Raw genomic sequence first — 17,344 nt, forward strand, 5'->3', positions numbered from 1 at the left:
GCGTGTCATCCCTCCTTTGCCCGCGCCTCCGCCATGTCGAAGCGATCCTTTCAGGCGCATCCTCGGCCCGCAGCGCAGCCTTTCCGCTTTCGGGAGGAATGGACGTGAAGTGCAGAATCATCGACCGGCTCTATCCTCGTGGTAGTATGTTCCGACTTTCGATATACGACGTTCGAGGAGAAAGACGTGCCATACAAGGTGAACGAGCCGGTGGAACCGCAACAAAGGGCGGTCATCGATGACGACCAGCTGAAACGGATGATGGCGGACAGCCAGCCGAGCTTCTTCGAGCGCAACCGTTATCGGCTGGTCACGCTCGCGCTCATCGCGATCAACGTCGCCGTGTTCGCGCTCGAGGCGGTGCTGTCCGGCATGCGCATCGACATTTCCACGCGCACCCTCGTGGACATGGGCGCGATGTACGCGCCGCTTGTCCAGTCGCCGGCCGACCTGTACCGCTTCGTCACGCCGATGTTCCTTCATATGGACCTCATGCACCTCGGTTTCAACATGGTGGCGCTGTACAGCGTGGGCGAGGTGTTGGAGCGCACCCTGGGCAAGGGAAGCTATCTTGCGCTGTACTTCATCGCGGGAATAACGGGCAATGCGGTGTCCTATGCGGCCGATGTGCTGCTCGGCGGCGGCTCCGCGGTGAGCGCCGGAGCTTCGACCAGCGTGTTCGGCCTGTTCGTGGCCGTGGCGCTGTTAGCCGTGCTGCATAAGGGGAACCGTTCGCTCTTCACGCAGTACAGCAAGGGCATGTTGGGGGTCATCGCCGTGAACGTGGCGTACACGCTGCTCGTGCCGAATATCTCCGTGAGCGGGCATCTGGGAGGGGCGCTTGGCGGGCTCGTCGCCATGTTCATGATCCCGGCAGCCAGCCTGCGCGTGCCGAATCCCGTGCGCGTCGTCGTGGCCGTGCTGTGGGTGGCGGCGCTCGTGTGGCTGCTCGTTTCGCAAGGGGTGCTCGGTGTCTAGCGGGCGGCGCGCAGTCGCGCTGCGGCCGGGTCAGCTGCTGGCCGTGGGCGGCATGCTGTTCTCGATGTTCTTCGGTGCGGGCAACCTCATCCTGCCCCCGCTTCTGGGATTGCAGGCGGGTGATCAGGCGATCCCCGCCATGACGGGTTTCTTGATCGCGGGTATCGGCTTGCCGGTGCTCGGCATCGTGGCGGTGGCCGTGTGCGGCGGCGTGCGCGAGCTGGCCGGGCGCGTGAGCCCGCTGTTCGCCTCGGTGTTCATCGCGCTCATGTACCTGACCATCGGGCCGTTTCTCGCCATTCCGCGCACGTCTTCGACCGCCTTCGAGATGCTGAGGCCCCTGCTGCCCGTAACCGATGCGGCTGGCCTGGGCGTCGCAACGGCGGCGTTCTCCGTCGCGTTCTTCGGCGTGGCGTTCGCGCTGGCGCTGCGACCCGGGCTGTTGTCGCGCGTGCTGGGGCGTTTCTCTGCGCCCGCCCTCATCCTGCTCATCGTGTTGGTGGTCGGCGCCTCCGTGCTGGGCGGCGCGCCCGCGCCGACGGCTCCGCAGCCGCCCTATGACGCGAGCCCGCTGTCGAACGGTTTTCTCACGGGGTACCAGACCATGGACTTGCTGGCGGCGCTGTGCTTCGGCATCGTGGTGGCTGCGAACGTTCGCGAGCTGGGCGTGAGCGACCCGAAGCGCGTGGCGGGCTCCATTTCGGGCGCGGGCCTCATCGCCGGAGCGCTCATGATGGCCATCTACTGCGGGCTGGCGTTCGTGGGCTCGGCGATGGGCTCGACGATGCCCGACGCGGCCAACGGCGCTTCCATCCTCGCGGCGTCGGCCAGCGCGCATTTCGGCCCGGCGGGTACGGTCATCGTGGCGGCCATCTTCCTGCTGGCTTGCCTCAACGTATGCACGGGGCTCATCTCGTGCTGCTCGGAGTACTTCTCCGAGGCTTTTCCGCGTATCCCGCTTCCGGCGTGGGCGGCGGCGTTCGCCGCGTTCAGCTGCGCGGTGTCGCTGGTGGGGCTCGATGCCATCCTCGCATTTTCCGCACCGCTTCTGGGCGCGCTCTATCCGCCGGCCATCGTGCTGGTGGTCATGGGCCTCGCGCACGGGCGCTGCGACCGGCTGCCGCGCATGTGGCCCTGCGCCGTGCTGGCGACGGCGGCGTTCAGCGTGGCCGTGGGCCTGCGCGACGCGTTCGCGCCGGGCGCGTGGCTGCCCCTCGATGCGCTTCCGCTTGCCGACGCGGGCCTCGGATGGCTTGTGGTCGCCATCGCGGGCGCGGCGGCGGGCGCGATATGGTCGCTCGCTGAGCGCAGGCGGCGCGCGCGACGGGCGTGAGCGCCCGACTCCGGATTCGTGGCGGTTTTTCCTACAACCCCAGGCCCTTCGCCACGTTGGCGATGAAGTCCTGGACGTTCGTCACGATGCCGCGCGAGGCCAGAGAGCCGCGGTCGATGAGCTTGTTCACCGCGAACTCGGCGATGTCCACGCAGTAGAAGTACACCTGGCGCACGGTGCCGTCCGCGAGCACGCGGTACGATGGCGTCATGTTGCCCGTGGCGATGGTGTGCAGCATGGTGGCCATGCACACGACCGTGGTGGCTTTGCGCAGGTGGGAGCGCATGGCGTCCTGCGCATCGTAGGCGTTGCCCAGCACGCACGGAAGCGGGCCGTCGTCGCGGATGGAGCCGGCCAGCACGTAGGGCACGCCCTTCTTCTCCAACGCGTGCATGATGCCGCCCGACACCTGCTCCTCCTCGATGAACCGGCCGATGGAGCCGTACAGCCGCACGCGGTTGATGGTGTCCAGGTGGTTGTAGTGGCCGAGCGGGCGGTTCTCCTGCGTCTCGATGTCCTGGCCGAGCGCCGTGTGGAAGTAAGAGCCCTCCAGATCGTGCGTGGCCAGCGCGTTTCCGGCGAACACCGCGTCGACGTAGCCCGCCTCGATGATCTTGGAGAACGCCGTGCGCGAGAAGCCGTTGAACGAGAACGCCGGCCCCATCACCCACACGACGTAGCCGTGTTCGCGCTCGTGCTTCAGCAGCTCGTAGAGCTCGTCGTACTCGCGGGAGAACGCCGTCTCGCGCGAGCGCCCCAAGCGGAAGGCGAAGTTGTCGGCGTGGCGCCCTGCGTCGGCCAGCTCGCCTTCGCCGTCCGGCGCGGGGTCGAACCCGGTCGTGTGGACGTAGATGCCCTGCTCTCCCGACTCGGTGCGCCCGCACACGATGGCATCTCCCGCGCGGATGTGGCGGAACTCGCGCACGAAGATGCGTCCGTCCTCGCAGACGGGAACGCAGTCCATGCGGCTGTCTTCCGCGAGCAGCCATGCGCCGTCGATCTTGAAGTACTCGGGGTAGATGCTCATCGCGTGGTAGCCTTCTGGCGCCACGCCGTCTTTCGGCGCCGGCAGCAGCACGGCGTCGGGCGCGCCGGCCAGCGGCTCGCGGTGGAAGTCGGGAGCGGTGTAGGGGTTCAATGCGAAGCTCATGGGCTGCCTTCTCTCCAAGGCCGGCTGAGGACGTCCGGCTACTTTCGTTCGCATGCGATTATACACGGCGACGAGGCGAAGGCTTCGGAGGACTCGCCCGCATCGCGGGCTTCGCGCGCCGGCGAGTCTACAGCAGCTTGGCCAGCTTGTCGATGGCCGCGTTGCACGAGTGCCCCTGCACCAAGCCGACCTTCGCGGTGAAGGCTGTGAGCTCGATGCGCGCGCCGCCGCCCGTGGACACGAGTTCGGCGACGACGACGGCGGGGTTCGCGACGATGCCCTTGTTGAAGTAGGCGACGTAGGGGTTGCCCGTCGGAGCCTCGTGCAGCGTGATCAGGCTTTTGCGGATCTGCGCCGCCGCGCTGCGCAGCCTGTCGTAGGCTTCGTTGCCGGAGCGGCCCAGCTCCACGACGCGCGTCTCGGTGCGCAGCTTGGCCATCTTGGCATACGCTGCCGAGGAGTCGCCCATGCCGATGCCGCCCGCGACGGCTTCCAGCGGGTCGCCGCTCATGATGCCGTCGAGCACGGCCAACGGGTTCGCTCCGGCTTTCGCCTGGCCTTTCGCCAGGATGTTCCTGATCTCGTTCGTCGCTTGCATGGGCGGCTCCTCTCCTCGCGTTCCGAATGCGCCCATCATAGCTGGAGGATCCACACCGAAAGGACACCAAAGACGCAGCCGCGATCTGCCATCCCGAGCGAGCGAAGCGTCCTGCAGCGCGGCGTGTTCTTTTCCCGTTCGCGGCCGTCCGAAGGCGGCGGTTGCGGGTAGAATGGAACCTTATCGTCATCCCTGATTTCTGGAGGTCGTTCCCGCATGGTCGAGCGCGCAGCAGAAGAAACGTCGGAACCCGAGGACGCGGCTTTCGCGCACGGGTCGCTGGGGCGGCTCGCGCCCGCGTGGTGGGAGCCTGCCGAGGGTGAGCCGGAGCCCGAGCCGTGGCTTTCGCCCGACGCGGCGCTCGACCGCTTCCTCGACTGGACGACCGCGCGCGGCATCGAGCTGTGGTCCCACCAGGAGGAGGCGCTCATGGACCTCATGGTGGGCGACCACGTGATCCTCGGCACGCCCACGGGCTCGGGCAAGTCGCTCGTGGCGCTGGGGATGCAGTTCATGGCGCTGGCCACGGGGAAGCGCTCGTACTACACGGCGCCCATCAAGGCGCTGGTCAGTGAGAAGTTCTTCAACCTCGTGGAGGTGCTCGGCCGCGAGAACGTGGGCATGATCACGGGCGACGCGCACATCAACGCCGAGGCGCCCGTCATCTGCTGCACGGCCGAGATCCTGGCCAACCAGGCGCTGCGCGAGGGCGAGGCCGCCGACGTGGGCTGCGTGGCCATGGACGAATTCCACTTCTACGGCGACGCCGATCGCGGCTGGGCGTGGCAGGTGCCGCTGCTCACGCTGCCGAAGACGCAGTTCCTCCTCATGAGCGCCACGCTGGGCGACGTCAGCGCCATCGCGGCGTCGCTCAAGGAGCGCACGGGCACGGACGTGGATGTCGTCGCCGACGCGCCGCGCCCGGTGCCGCTGTCGTACGAGTACGTGGAGATGCCGCTCGAGGGCACGGTGGAGCTGGCCCTGCGCAAGGGCGAGGCGCCGCTGTACCTCGTGCACTTCTCGCAGGACGCGGCGCTGGCTACCGCGCAGGCACTGTCGAGCTACGGCGTGGCCTCCAAGGAGCAGCGCGAGCTCGTCAAGGACGCCGTGAAGGGTACGCGCTTCACCACGGCGTTCGGCAAGACGCTCAAGCGCCTGCTGGCGAGCGGCGTGGGCGTGCACCACGCGGGCATGCTGCCGCGCTACCGACTGCTCGTGGAGAAGCTGGCCCAGCAGGGCCTCCTGCCCGTCATCTGCGGCACCGACACGCTGGGCGTGGGCATCAACGTGCCCATCCACACCGTGGTGCTCACGCAGCTCACGAAGTTCGACGGCTACAAGATGCGCCGCCTGCGCGCTCGCGAGTTCCATCAGATCGTGGGCCGCGCGGGGCGCTCGGGCTTCGACACCGAGGGCATGGTGATCGCCGAGGCACCCGAGCACGACATCGAGAACGCGAAGCTCATGGCGAAGGCGGGCGACGACCCGAAGAAGATCCGCAAGGTCAAGAAGAAGCAGCCGCCCGAGGGCTTCGTCACCTGGAACAAGCAGACCTTCGAGCGCCTCATCGCGGCGGTGCCCGAGACGTTGAAGCCGCGCATGAAGATCACCCATTCCATGGTGCTGTCCGAGGTCGTGCAGGGTGGCGACGCGTACGGCCGCGTGCGCAAGCTCATCGACGACTCGGCTCAGACCGACGAGGAGAAGCGGGCGCTCGTCGTGCGCACGGACGAGATATTCGACACGCTGACCAGCGCCGACGTCATCGAGCAGGTGGAGGGCGAAGGGGGCGTCGTCGAGTACGCATGCACGGTGGACCTGCCGGAGGACTTCGCGCTCGACCAGCCGCTGTCGCCGTTTCTGCTGGCGGCGCTGGAGCTTTTGGACCCGGAGAGCGACTCGTTCGCCCTCGACGTCATCTCCATGGCCGAGGCAACGCTGGAGAACCCGCGGCAGGTGCTGCGCGCGCAGGAGCGCGCCGCGCGCGACAAGGCCATGCAGGATATGAAGGCCGACGGCGTCGAGTACGAGGAGCGCCTGGAGCGTCTCGCCGAGATCACGTACCCGCGCCCGTTGGAGGAGCTGCTGGACGCGGCGTTCGAGCGCTACTGCCAGGAGGTGCCGTGGGCGCGCGACTTCCAGCTGGAGCCGAAGTCGGTGCTGCGCGACATGCTGGAGAGTGCGTCGGACTTCAAGGGCTACGTGCAGCGCTACGGCATCGCGCGCTCGGAGGGGACGCTTCTGCGCTACTTGTCCGACGCCTACCGCGTGCTCGATCGCACGGTGCCGGCGGACAAGCGCGACGAGCGGTTGGCGGACGTCACCGCGTGGCTCGGCTTCGTGGTGCGCTCGGTGGACTCGAGCCTCGTGGACGAGTGGGAGAGCGCGGGCGCGGCCGTGGACGTCGCGCCGCCGACGGCGGGCGACGTCGTGGTGCACGACCGTCGCGGCCTGACCGTGCTCGTGCGCAACGCGCTGTTCCAGCGCGTGCGGCTGGCCTCGCAGGGACGTGCGGCCGAGCTGGGCAGGCTCGATGCGGAATGGGGCTGCGGCGAGCCGCGCTGGCAGCGTGCCCTCGACGCGTACTTCGAGGCGCACGGGCAGATCGCCATCGACGCCGACGCGCGCTCCGCAGCCTTCCTTTCCATCGACGAAGCTGACGAGCAGGCCGAGCACGTGTGGCATGTGCGCCAGATATTCAGCGATCCCGAGGGCGACCACGATTTCGCCATCCAGGCCGACGTCGACCTCGACGCTACCCAGGAAGAGGGCGAGGCCGTGTTCAAAAACTTCCGCGTGGGTTTCTTCGAGGAGCTGGGCGAATGAAGGCGCGTCGATAGATGCCTCTGGATGAGCGCGATTTCCCTGCAGGGCTCCGGAACGGGCCCGGAACGGTTGTTCCGGGCCCGTTCCGCGTCTTGGAGCGGTCGGTTTCCGCAGGACGGGTCCTTTTTTCGAAAAACATCCCATACTGGTGAACCTCGAGGCTTCTCGGCGCTACTAAGGGGTTGAAGGCGATCGGCAGCGACAAGACGAAAGGCGGTGGCATGGGCGAGCAGGATGCGGACGATGCGCTGGCGCGCTCGGCGCTCGCGCGCATCGCGCGCGGGGACGAAGGCGCGTTGGAGGAATTGCATAGCCTGTACGCGCCCGCCGTGTTCGCATTCGTCTCGGCGCGCCTGGGCGACCGCGGGGCGGCCGAAGAGGCGGCGGTGGACGTATGGCTGGGATGCTGGCGCTCGGCCGCGGCGTTCCGGGGTGACAGCCGGGTGCTCACGTGGCTGCTGGGCATCGCAAAGCGTCAGGCGTGCATGCGCATGCGGCGGATCCGGCCGGAGGAGCTTCCGCTCGACGAGGACTTGACGCAGCTGGCCGACGAAGCTGGCGACCCGTCGGACGCGCTCATAGCGCAGGCGGGAATCGGCGAGATCATGGCCGCCTTGGACGCGCTTCCGGCCGCGTTGGCCGAGACGGTGCGGCTTGCCTGGCTGCACGAGCTTCCGTATGCGGAGATCGCGCAGGTGACCGACGTGCCGGTGGGCACGGTGAAGTCGCGCGTGTCCCGTGCGCGTGCGCTGATGCAGGAGACGTTGGGAGGTCGGCTATGAGCTTGAGGGAAGAACGGCCGGACGTGGCGAGCGCCGCTATGAAACAGGCGCTGAGCCGACAGGAGCGGGAATGCGCCGCTGGCGCGCCTTCGTTCGCGCGTATCGCGGCGCGCATCGCGGCTGAGCCGTCGGCTTTCGACGCGCCCGCCTGGTCGGTGCTCAAGAGCGCGCGACTTGCGGCGGATCTGGCGAGGGCCCAGGTGCGCGTGGTGCCGCGCGCGGTGTTGCCGGCGGCGCTGATCATAGCTGCGGCGGCTGCGGGCGCGGCGTGCTTCGCGGTGTCCGCCGGCGCGACAGGCGCGGCTCCCTGGTGGTTCTCGACGCTTCTGCTGCTGGGCGTGGCGATCACCGTGACGGCGGCGCTCTCGACCGACGCGGCCGACGCGTTGGCGCTGGCCATGCCCCTGGGGCCGCAGACGGTGCTGCTCGCTCGCTTGACGACGGTGCTGGGCGTCGATGCGCTCGCGGGTCTTGCGGCTTCGGCGGCGTTCGCCTGGTGGGGCGCGCCGCTTGGCTTCGGCGCCGTGGTGCTGTCGTGGCTGGCGCCGCTGGCCGCCGTCGCGGGCGTCTCGGCTTTCGTCTCCGTGTGGACCGGCTCGCCATGGGCGGCGGGCGTCGCGGGCGCTGCGGCAGCGGCCTTGGCGGCGCCGGTCGGGCGCGCTGCGGCCGACGGAGGGATGGCGGCGGCGCTGGCCGGGTTGCAGAGCGCGATCGGGCCCGAGGTCGTGTTGGCCGCGGGCTGCGCCTTGCTGGCGGCGGCGGTTGCCACGGCGCGACGGGCGACGATCGCCCGCTTGGAGTCGGCATGATGCTCGGTGGGCGAGAGACGTATTCTAGGAGGTTTCGCATGGGTGCTTCGGATAGGGCCGCTCGCGGCGGCTCGGCATCGGGCGCATGGTGGGCGCTGTTGGACGCGCAGGCGCGGCGCGTGAGGGTCGTGGGGATCGCGGTGCCGCTCGCGACGGCGGCGCTTGTCGCGATCGCGGGTTCGTGCTGGGCGCTGGCGGCGGGACCGGCGTCGGCCGCGCTCGCCATGCTGGGGATCATGCCGCTCTACGCCGCCGCCGCGGGCATGTGCGCAGCGGCCGTGTTCACGGGCGACGCGCTCGTGGAACTGCATGCGTCCACGCCGACGGAGTTCCGTGCGGTGCAGACCTTGCGCGCGGCCGTGCTGCTGGTCGCGGCCGTTGCCGGCGGCTTCGCGCTGTTCGCGCCGTTGCATCTCGCAGGTGCGATCTACGGCGACGCCGGCTGGGTCGGCGCGCTTTCGCCGGCGGGCGGGGCAGCTCTCATGGTGCTGGTCGCGTATGCGGCGGCGCTTTCCGGGTCGACGCGCGCGACGACGCTCGTCGTGATGCTCGTCTGGCTGTTCTTCGCGTTGATATGGGATCCGAACACGGCGTCGATGCCGGCGCTGCAGCGCGGGTTGCCGTTGCTCGTGCTGCTCGCCGTCGGCGCGTGCGCATGGCGCGCCTTGGGCTCGCCCGAGCGCGTGTGGAGGAAGCTGGGAGGTGCGCGATGAGATTCTTGTCGTTGGCGGTGATCCATGCACGCATGGCTGCCCGGCAGCGCGCGATATGGGTTGCGTCGCTGCTGCTGGCGCTGCTGTCGATGGGAGTGGCGGTGAATACCGGGCTTCCTTTCGAGACGGGAGACGTCGCCGACCTCGTGTTCTTGGCGCAGATGCTGGCCATGCTGCCGCCCGTCGCCTACGCTGCCGCCTTCACCGACCTTGCCGCCGAGCCCGAGCGGCTGGGCATCTCGGAAGTCGAGGCCTCCGCCCCCGTAAGGCCGATGGAGCTGACGGTCGCACGCGTTGCGGGCGCTCTGGCCGTGATGACATCGCCTTCGGCCGCCTTGTTGCTGTTCTGTGCGGCCGGGCAGATGCTGCACGGCAACGTTTGGGCTCCGTTGCAGGCGATAGTCCTGTTCGCCGGGGTGGTGCTTCCCGCTGCCTTTGTTGCTGCGGCGCTGTCGGCGCTGGCGGGCTCGTTACTGCCGAGGATCGTCGCGCGCATCGTCTCCGTCGCCGCATGGCTGGGTACGCTGTTCGCATGTTCGTTCAAGGGCGTTCCGGCTTCCGGCGGCGGCGTGCAGTTCCATATCGCGAGCGACCCGCTCGCGCAGGCGTTCTTCGGATCCCAGCCGCTCCTCGACTATCAGGGGCCGGCTCCCGCCGCTGCGCCTTTCGAAGCGCTGGCCCTGCTCGTGTTCTAGTTCGCCGTTGCGGCGGCGCTTCTGGCCGCGGCCGCGGCCGTCGCCCGCAGGCGCTCGTACCGCCGTCACTGACGAGCCTCCGCTCCGCATAGAAAGGACTCCCATGTTCATCTCCCTCGACCGCCTGGGCAAGGACTTCGACAAGAAGCCCTGCGCCCTCGACGACCTTACGCTCGACCTGCCTTCGGGCATGATCGGGCTCATCGGCCCCAACGGCGCCGGCAAGACCACGCTCATGCGCATCCTGTGCGGCATCGTGAGCCCCACCCGCGGGCACGTGCTGGTTGACGGCCGCGATATCGCCGAGCCGCGCAACCGCCGCGCGCTCAAGAAGACCCTCGGATACCTGCCGCAGGACATCGAGCCCTATCCGAACCTCACGCCGCCGGAGTTCCTCGACTACGTGGGCATCCTCAAGGGTATGGACGACAAGCGCGAGCGCCGCCGCCAGGCCGACGAGCTTATCGAGCGCGTGGGGCTGGCAGATGTTCGCCGCCGGCGCATCGGCGGTTTCTCGGGCGGCATGCGGCGGCGCGTGGGCATCGCGCAGGCGCTCATGGGCGACCCGCGCCTGCTCGTGGTGGACGAGCCCACGGCCGGGCTCGACCCCGAGGAGCGCATGCGATTCCGCACGCTCATCGCCACGCTGGGAGCCGACCGCACGGTGATCCTGTCCACCCATATCCTCGACGACGTGGCGCAGACCTGCCCTTACGTGTGCGTTCTGCGATCGGGCCGACTGTGCTACGACGGCGCAACGGCGGGCCTCATCGACGGCGCGCACGGACGCACGTGGCTCACGCCGCCGCTCATGGCGCCGCCGACGGGCGCGGTCGTGGTGAACGCAGCCACCACGGCTGAGGGCACACGCTACCGCATCGTGAGCGCCGCGCCGCCCGCGGGGTCGCAGCCCGTCGAGCCCACCCTCGAAGACGGCTACATGGCGCTGGCCTCCGACGATCGGGCGAGGGCCTGATGTAGTGCTGCTGCGGCGAAGAGGCTTCCTTTTTGGCGTTGCGCTGGAAATCGCTTTCCCGCGCGTCGTGCGCCCGCTTCGACGAGTATCATGTGCGGGTATGGGAAAACGGGGGAGAGACGGCCCTTTGGACACGGAAAGGTTGACTATGGCGAAAATAGCGATGACCACGCCGCTCGTGGAGATGGACGGCGACGAGATGACGCGCATCATCTGGCAGATGATCAAGGACGAGCTGCTGCTTCCGCATATCGATCTGAAGACTGAGTACTACGACCTGGGCCTGGAGCATCGCAACGCCACCGACGACCAGGTGACCGTCGATTCCGCCGAGGCGACCAAGCGCCTGGGCGTGGCCGTGAAGTGCGCCACCATCACGCCGAACGCCGCGCGCATGGACGAGTACGACCTCAAGAGCATGTGGAAGAGCCCTAACGGCACCATCCGCGCCATGCTGGACGGCACCGTGTTCCGCACGCCCATCACCGTCGCGGGCATCGAGCCGTGCGTGCGCAACTGGGTCAAGCCCATCACCATCGCGCGTCACGCCTACGGCGACGTGTACAAGAACACGGAGTTGCGCGTTCCCGGTCCCGGCACGGTGGAGCTCGTGTACACCGCCGCAGACGGCTCCGAGACGCGCGAGCTGGTGCAGAAGTTCGACGGCCCCGGCATCGCCCAGGGCATGCACAACCTCGACGCGTCCATCGAGAGCTTCGCCCGCAGCTGCTTCGAGTACGCCCTCGACATCAAACAGGACATCTGGTTCGCCACGAAGGACACCATCTCGAAGAAGTACGACCACCGCTTCAAGGACATCTTCCAGGAGATCTACGACGCCGAGTATGCCTCGCGCTTCGAGGAAGCCGGGATCGAGTACTTCTACACGCTTATCGACGACGCCGTGGCGCGCGTGATGAAGGCCGACGGCGGCTTCATCTGGGCCTGCAAGAACTACGACGGCGACGTGATGAGCGACATGGTGTCGAGCGCCTTCGGCTCGCTCGCCATGATGACGTCGGTGCTGGTGAGCCCTCAGGGCTACTACGAGTACGAGGCCGCGCACGGCACCGTGCAGCGCCACTACTACAAGCACCTCAAGGGCGAGGAGACCTCCACGAACTCGGTGGCCACCATCTTCGCGTGGTCGGGTGCGCTGCGCAAGCGCGGCGAGCTGGACGGCCTGGACGACCTCGTGGCGTTCGCCGACAAGCTGGAGCGCGCCACGCTCGACACCATCGAGGCCGGCGAGATGACGGGCGACCTCGCGCTCATCACCACGCTGCCGAACCCGAAGAAGCTGAGCACCCGCGACTTCATTCTGGCCATCGCGAAACGCTTGGAGGCGTAGGGCGGAAAAGGACGCTTGCGTATCGCGCAAGGTCTCTTCCTGCGGCCCCGACGACACGTCGGGGCCGCTTCCGTTTTCGGACGCGGAGCCGGTGCAAAGGAGCTTGCGTGAGCTGTGGAGCCGCCTCGTCGAACATGCTCTTATCTGCAAGCAACCTGTTGTGCTATGCGCGGCGTGCGATTGACGGAAGGGGTTGGATCGTCAATCGGGGCTGACGGAGTGTCAACGGAGGAGGTATCATTGTTCGGGTTGTTTTCGAGCGAGCGATGAGAGGGGTCCGACGGGCAATGGGTAACGTTCTGCGCGTATTCAAGCGCGATGTGCTGCGCCTGCTTAAGGCGCCCTGCGCGCTGGTGGTGGTAATCGCGCTGCTCGTGCTGCCTTCAGTGTATACCTGGTACAACGTGGTCGGCTTCTGGAACCCCTACGACAACACGGGCAACTTGCGCGTGTGCGTGGTGAACGAGGACGCCGGCGCTTCCAGCGAGCTGACCGGCGAGCTGCACGTGGGCGATATGATCGTGGAGGAGCTGCGCGAAAACGAGCAGCTCGACTGGGCGTTCGTCGATCGCGCCACTGCCATGGACGAACTCGATGCGGGCGCGAGCTACGCTGCGTTCGTCATACCCGAAGACTTCACCGAGCGGCTGCTGTCGCTGACCACCGGCGACTTCGTGCAGCCCGAGCTGGCCTACTACGTGAACGAGAAGACGGGGCCCGTGGCGCCGAAGATCACCGACACGGGCGCGAGCACCCTTGACGAGACGATCAACTCCACCTTCGTCTCTACGGTGAGCGATGTGGCCGTGGGCGCGGTCGACCGAGCGTTGGCGGAGTCGAACGACGCGCTGGACGCATCGAAGGCGAGGGCGGCGGTCAAAGTGGCGGGCGCGGTGCAGGCGATATCCGAGGCGCGCGCCACGCTTGACGGGATCGTCGCGGCCACCGACGAAGCTCAGGCCAAGGCTGACGGCTCCAAAGACGCGCTCGGACGGGCGCGCGAGGACATCGCCGCGGCGGGCGACGCCCTCGCGGCCATCGCGAACCTGACCTCCCAGCTGCAGGGCGAGGCCGCGGAGCTTTCCTCGGCGGCGATGCCCGCCGTGAACAAGACGATCCGCACGGTGTCGGAAGCGTCCTCGAAAGCGAACGGCGCCGTCGGCAGCATGACCGCGGCGGCGGGCGAGGCGCAGGCGGGCATCGGCGCGACCATCGCGCAGGGCCGCGCCGCCGCCGAGGAGAGCAAGGCGCTGGCCGCCCAGGTGCGCCAGGCGGCTCAGGCGCTGCCCGAAGGCGATGCGGCCAAAGAGCCGCTCGTCGCGGTCGCCGATGCGCTCGACCAGCGTGCGGCCGACGCGCAGGCGACGCTCGACGCTCTCGACGCGGCGAACAGGCAAGCGGGCGATCTCGCGCGCGCGGTGTCCCAAGCGGGAACGTCCTTCGACGGATCGGTGCAGGGCGCGGCCGATGCAGCGGGGGCGTACGCGGACGGCCTGTTCGGCGATACGGTTCCCACCGTCAACCGAAGCCTCGCGCAGCTGAGCGCGGTTTCGTCTTCGCTCGCGGCCGCCGTGTCGAACCAACGTCTGCTGATCGACCAGACCGAGTTGGCGATCGGCCAGTTGACCTCCACGCTCGTCGCCGCGCGTGAGGCGCTCGGCCAGACCGACGGCATCCTTGCCGATTTGGAGGAAAGCCTGTCCACCGTGCAGACCGACGTGCTGTCGCTCGGCGAATCGGGAGCGCTCGCGAAGGCGTTCGGCGAGGACGGCCTCGACGCGGCCAAAATCGCCGACTTCATGGGCTCGCCCACCGAACTGGTCACCGAGCAGCTGTACGAGCTGAACGCGTACGGTTCGGCCATGGCTCCGCTGTTCATGAACCTCACGTTCTGGATCGGCGCGTTCATGCTGCTGGTCATCATGAAGCAGGAAGTGGACGGTGAAGGCGTGCGCAAGCTCACCGTCACGCAGCGCTACCTGGGGCGCTTCCTGCTGCTGGCCGCGATGGCGGTGCTGCAGGCGGCGATCTGCTGCGCCGGCGTGCTGGCCATCGGGGTGCAGGCGGCGAACGCTCCCGCGCTCTTCTTCGCTGCCATCGTGGCCTCCCTTTCCTATCTCAGCATCATCTACGCGCTGTCGGTTACCCTGCAGCATATCGGCAAGGGTATCTGCATCGTGCTGGTGTTCGCGCAGATCCCCGGCGCGACGGGGCTGTATCCCATCGAGATGACCTCGAGCTTCTTCCAGGCCGTCTACCCGTTCTTCCCCTTCACTTACGGCATCTCCGCCATGCGCGAGGCTATCTTCGGCTTCTACGGATCGCAGTACGTCGACGCCCTGGGGATGCTCGCGCTATTCTTCGCGCTGTTCATGGCGTTCGGCATCCTCGTGCGGCCGCTCATGGCGAACGTCAACCGCATGGTGGCCTGCCAGGTGCGCGAGAGCGGCATCTTCAACGGGGAGGACGTGGAGATCCCCGCGCGCCCCTATCGCGTGTCGCAGCTGTTCAGAGCGTTGTCTGACAAAGAGGAGTATCGTGAGGAGCTGCGGGCGCGCATGGAGCGCTTCGAGCGATGGTACCCGCGTCTCATCCGCGGTGCGCTGGCCTTGGGGCTTTCGGTGCCCGTGGCGCTTGCGGTGGTGTTCTCGCTCACGCCGGCCGAGAAGGTGCAGCTGCTCACGGCGTGGCTGGTTTGGCTCGTCGTGGTGTTCGTGTTCCTCGTGGTGGTGGAGAGCCTGCGCGCGGGGCTCGAACGCCAGATGAGGCTCGAAGGTATGAGCGACGAGGGGCTGTTGGAGCTGGGCGGCGCGCGCGACCGCATGGTGCGCTCGTCCGACGACGAGGCGTCCGGTGATCCGGCGCCCGCCGCGGCCTGCGCCTCCGACGCGCATGAAGCGCAGGATGCGGAAGGGGGCGTCGTCCGTGGGTAACGTGATCCGCATCGTGCGCAGCGACTTCAAGCGGCTGTTCGCGAACGCGATGAGCGTGATCATCGTGATCGGGCTCGTGGTGATGCCGTCGATCTTCGCGTGGTACAACGTCATCGCGTGTTGGAACGTGTTCGACAACACGGGCAACCTGACGGTGGCGGTAGCGAACGTCGACGACGGCTACGAGAGCGATCTCGTGCCTTTGCGCGTGAACATCGGCGAGCGGGTGGTGTCGGCTCTGCGAGCAAATGACCAGATCGACTGGACGTTCACCACCGAGGAGGACGCGGTGGACGGCGCGCGGTCGGGACGCTACTACGCGGCCGTGGTCATCCCCGCGGGGTTCAGCAAGGATATGCTGACGTTCTACTCCGAGGACGTGCAGCACGCCCGTATCGTCTACTACGCCAACGAGAAGAAGAGCGCTATTGCGCCGAAGATCACCGATCAAGGTGCCGATTCGGTATCGTACCAGGTGAACGAGGTGTTCGCCCAGACGTTGTCAGAAGTGGCGCTGGGCATCGCCGAGTCGATGTCCGCCTACGCCGACGAGGCAGACGTGGGCGGGCGCATTGCGGGTGTGTCGGGGAAAGTGCGCGACATGGGAGCGCAAGCCGAACGGATGGCGTCGGTGCTGGAACTGTATTCGTCGCTGGCCGGCGCTGCGCAGACGCTCGCGAGCGACTCGGGCAAGCTGGTAGTCGCAGCGCAAAACGGGGTCGATGGCCTCGACGCCGCATCGTCTCAGGGCTCTACGTCGGCCTCCGACCTGGTGACGGCCGTGAAAGGGTCGGTCGACGACCTTGCGGGCGCACTCGACGGTGCTGCCGCGCGCTTCGACGAGGTGTCTGCCTCCGCAGGGGCGCTGTTCGACGCCGCCTCGACCGGTGCCGCGCAGGGCGCGGCAGGGCTGCGGGGCCAGGCCGAAGCTGTGGACGCGCAGATCGCGCGGTACCGTAGCGCCATAGAGCAGCTCGAGGAGCTGCGAGGCTCGTTGCCTTCCGATGCCCAGCAGGCGCTCGACGCCGTCATCGCGCGCATGAGCGCCGTCGTCTCGCTTATGGAGGGCATGCGCGACAACCTGGGCGCCGCAGCCGAGAGGCTGGAGGCTGGAAACGCCGACGTGCAATCGCAACGTGCGGAGGTCGAGCGGCTGGCGGCCGAGGCGCGGCAGGCATCCGACGACCTCGCGGCCTCCTTCGACGACGGGTTGAAGCCGGGCTTGCAGCAGCTCGCGGACAGCGCGGGCGTCCTCGCGGCCAACATGGGCGACGGCCTGGACGGCCTGCGCTCGTCGGGCGCCGACCTGTCCGCGTCGGCGGGCTCGGCCGCCGACGTGCTGGGCGACGCGCGCGCACGGGTGGACGAGGCGGCGCAGAAGCTGCGCGGAACGGCGCGCGAGCTGGAAACGCTTGCCAACGGTGTGGACGAGGCGCTGGTCGCAGGCGACGCGGACGCGCTGCGCGCGGTGCTGGGAGCCGACGCGCAGCTCTTGTCGAAGGCGCTCGCGGCGCCGGTGGGCATCGAGCGCGAAGCCGTGTTCCCGGCTGAGAACTTCGGCTCGGCCATGGCTCCGCTGTACACGACGCTCGCCCTGTTCATCGGGTCGCTTCTGATCCTCGTGGTGGTGAAACCGACGGTTTCCGACCGCACCCGCGAGCAGCTGTCCGACCCGCAGCCCCGCCAGCTGTTCATGGGGCGCTTCGGCGTGCTGGCGTTCTTGTCGCTCGCGCAGACCACGGTGATGGGTCTGGGGAACCTGCTGTTCTTGCAGGTGCAGGTGGCCGAGCCGACGCTGTTCATGCTGTGCTTCTGGATAGCTGGGCTCGTGTTCACGTTCCTGATATACGCGCTGGTGGCGGCGTTCGCGAACCTCGGCAAGGCCGTTGCGGTGCTGCTGCTGATCATCCAGGTGACGGGGTGCGGCGGGTCGTTCCCGCTGCAGCTGCTGCCGCCGTTCGTGCAGGCCCTGAGCCCCTGGCTTCCCGCCACGCACGTGGTGAACGCCATGCGGGCGGCCATGTTCGGCACCTACGGCGCCGACTTCTGGACGGAGATCGGGCTGCTCCTGCTGTTCCTGATCCCCGCAGCGCTCGTCGGCCTCGTTCTGCGGGGCCCGCTCTCGAAGTTCATGACGTGGTACGTCGAGCAGGTGGAGTCGTCCAAGCTCGTGGGATAGGGCCTGCGGCTTCCTTGTCAA

General features: G+C 68.1%; 13 protein-coding genes. 11 read left to right on the plus strand and 2 right to left on the minus strand.

Annotated elements, in window-relative coordinates; genetic code table 11:
• The first annotated feature begins 186 nt into the window (after positions 1-186).
• Both GT613_RS15550 and brnQ read left to right on the plus strand, forming a co-directional pair.
• Positions 187-978 carry a rhomboid family intramembrane serine protease gene (locus GT613_RS15550; protein ID WP_015760561.1) on the plus strand — a complete coding sequence of 264 codons (792 nt, stop codon included), beginning with the start codon at positions 187-189 and terminating at the stop codon, positions 976-978.
• Positions 971-2,311: a branched-chain amino acid transport system II carrier protein gene (brnQ, locus tag GT613_RS11900; RefSeq protein WP_015760562.1), complete on the plus strand. Its 1,341-nt coding sequence runs from the start codon at positions 971-973 to the stop codon at positions 2,309-2,311. Before GT613_RS15550 ends, brnQ begins: the two co-directional genes overlap by 8 nt.
• A 31-nt stretch (positions 2,312-2,342) precedes the next feature.
• Here brnQ and GT613_RS11905 read toward each other — a convergent pair whose 3' ends face one another.
• Together GT613_RS11905 and GT613_RS11910 are read right to left on the minus strand one after the other, a co-directional pair.
• Positions 2,343-3,461, minus strand: coding sequence for a hypothetical protein (locus GT613_RS11905; RefSeq protein ID WP_009304402.1), 1,119 nt, complete (start codon positions 3,459-3,461; stop codon positions 2,343-2,345).
• 127 nt (positions 3,462-3,588) lie between these two features.
• A complete protein-coding gene (locus tag GT613_RS11910) occupies positions 3,589-4,059 on the minus strand; it encodes a hypothetical protein (protein ID WP_015760563.1) in 471 nt (156 codons plus the stop codon).
• A 216-nt stretch (positions 4,060-4,275) separates the two neighbouring features.
• Between GT613_RS11910 and GT613_RS11915 the strand changes: the two genes are divergently transcribed.
• The 9 genes from GT613_RS11915 to GT613_RS11955 all read left to right on the plus strand — a co-directional run bounded on the left by GT613_RS11915 (position 4,276) and on the right by GT613_RS11955 (position 17,323).
• Positions 4,276-6,885 (plus strand): RNA helicase, encoded by a 2,610-nt coding sequence (locus GT613_RS11915; protein WP_114550613.1) that lies wholly within the window; start codon positions 4,276-4,278, stop codon positions 6,883-6,885.
• Between the two features lie 221 nt (positions 6,886-7,106).
• Positions 7,107-7,667, plus strand: coding sequence for an RNA polymerase sigma factor (locus GT613_RS11920; RefSeq protein ID WP_015760565.1), 561 nt, complete (start codon positions 7,107-7,109; stop codon positions 7,665-7,667).
• Positions 7,664-8,476 (plus strand): hypothetical protein, encoded by an 813-nt coding sequence (locus GT613_RS11925; RefSeq protein ID WP_015760566.1) that lies wholly within the window; start codon positions 7,664-7,666, stop codon positions 8,474-8,476. Before GT613_RS11920 ends, GT613_RS11925 begins: the two co-directional genes overlap by 4 nt.
• Positions 8,477-8,514: 38 nt before the next feature.
• Positions 8,515-9,189, plus strand: a complete 675-nt coding sequence (locus GT613_RS11930; RefSeq protein ID WP_015760567.1) for a hypothetical protein — start codon at positions 8,515-8,517, stop codon at positions 9,187-9,189.
• Complete coding sequence (locus GT613_RS11935; RefSeq protein ID WP_015760568.1) at positions 9,186-9,884, plus strand: hypothetical protein; 699 nt, start codon at positions 9,186-9,188, stop codon at positions 9,882-9,884. The genes GT613_RS11930 and GT613_RS11935 overlap by 4 nt, the downstream gene beginning before the upstream one ends.
• A gap of 103 nt (positions 9,885-9,987) precedes the next feature.
• Positions 9,988-10,860, plus strand: coding sequence for an ABC transporter ATP-binding protein (locus tag GT613_RS11940; RefSeq protein WP_015760569.1), 873 nt, complete (start codon positions 9,988-9,990; stop codon positions 10,858-10,860).
• A gap of 148 nt (positions 10,861-11,008) precedes the next feature.
• Positions 11,009-12,211, plus strand: coding sequence for an NADP-dependent isocitrate dehydrogenase (locus tag GT613_RS11945; RefSeq protein ID WP_015760570.1), 1,203 nt, complete (start codon positions 11,009-11,011; stop codon positions 12,209-12,211).
• Positions 12,212-12,498: 287 nt separating this feature from the next.
• Positions 12,499-15,144 (plus strand): YhgE/Pip domain-containing protein, encoded by a 2,646-nt coding sequence (locus GT613_RS11950; RefSeq protein WP_114516214.1) that lies wholly within the window; start codon positions 12,499-12,501, stop codon positions 15,142-15,144.
• On the plus strand, positions 15,137-17,323 hold the full coding sequence (locus GT613_RS11955) for a YhgE/Pip domain-containing protein (protein ID WP_161172635.1): 2,187 nt from the start codon (positions 15,137-15,139) through the stop codon (positions 17,321-17,323). Before GT613_RS11950 ends, GT613_RS11955 begins: the two co-directional genes overlap by 8 nt.
• The last annotated feature ends 21 nt before the right edge of the window (positions 17,324-17,344 follow it).

It is taken from the genome of Eggerthella sp. BIOML-A4 (genome assembly GCF_009875575.1).
GTDB lineage: Bacteria > Actinomycetota > Coriobacteriia > Coriobacteriales > Eggerthellaceae > Eggerthella > Eggerthella lenta.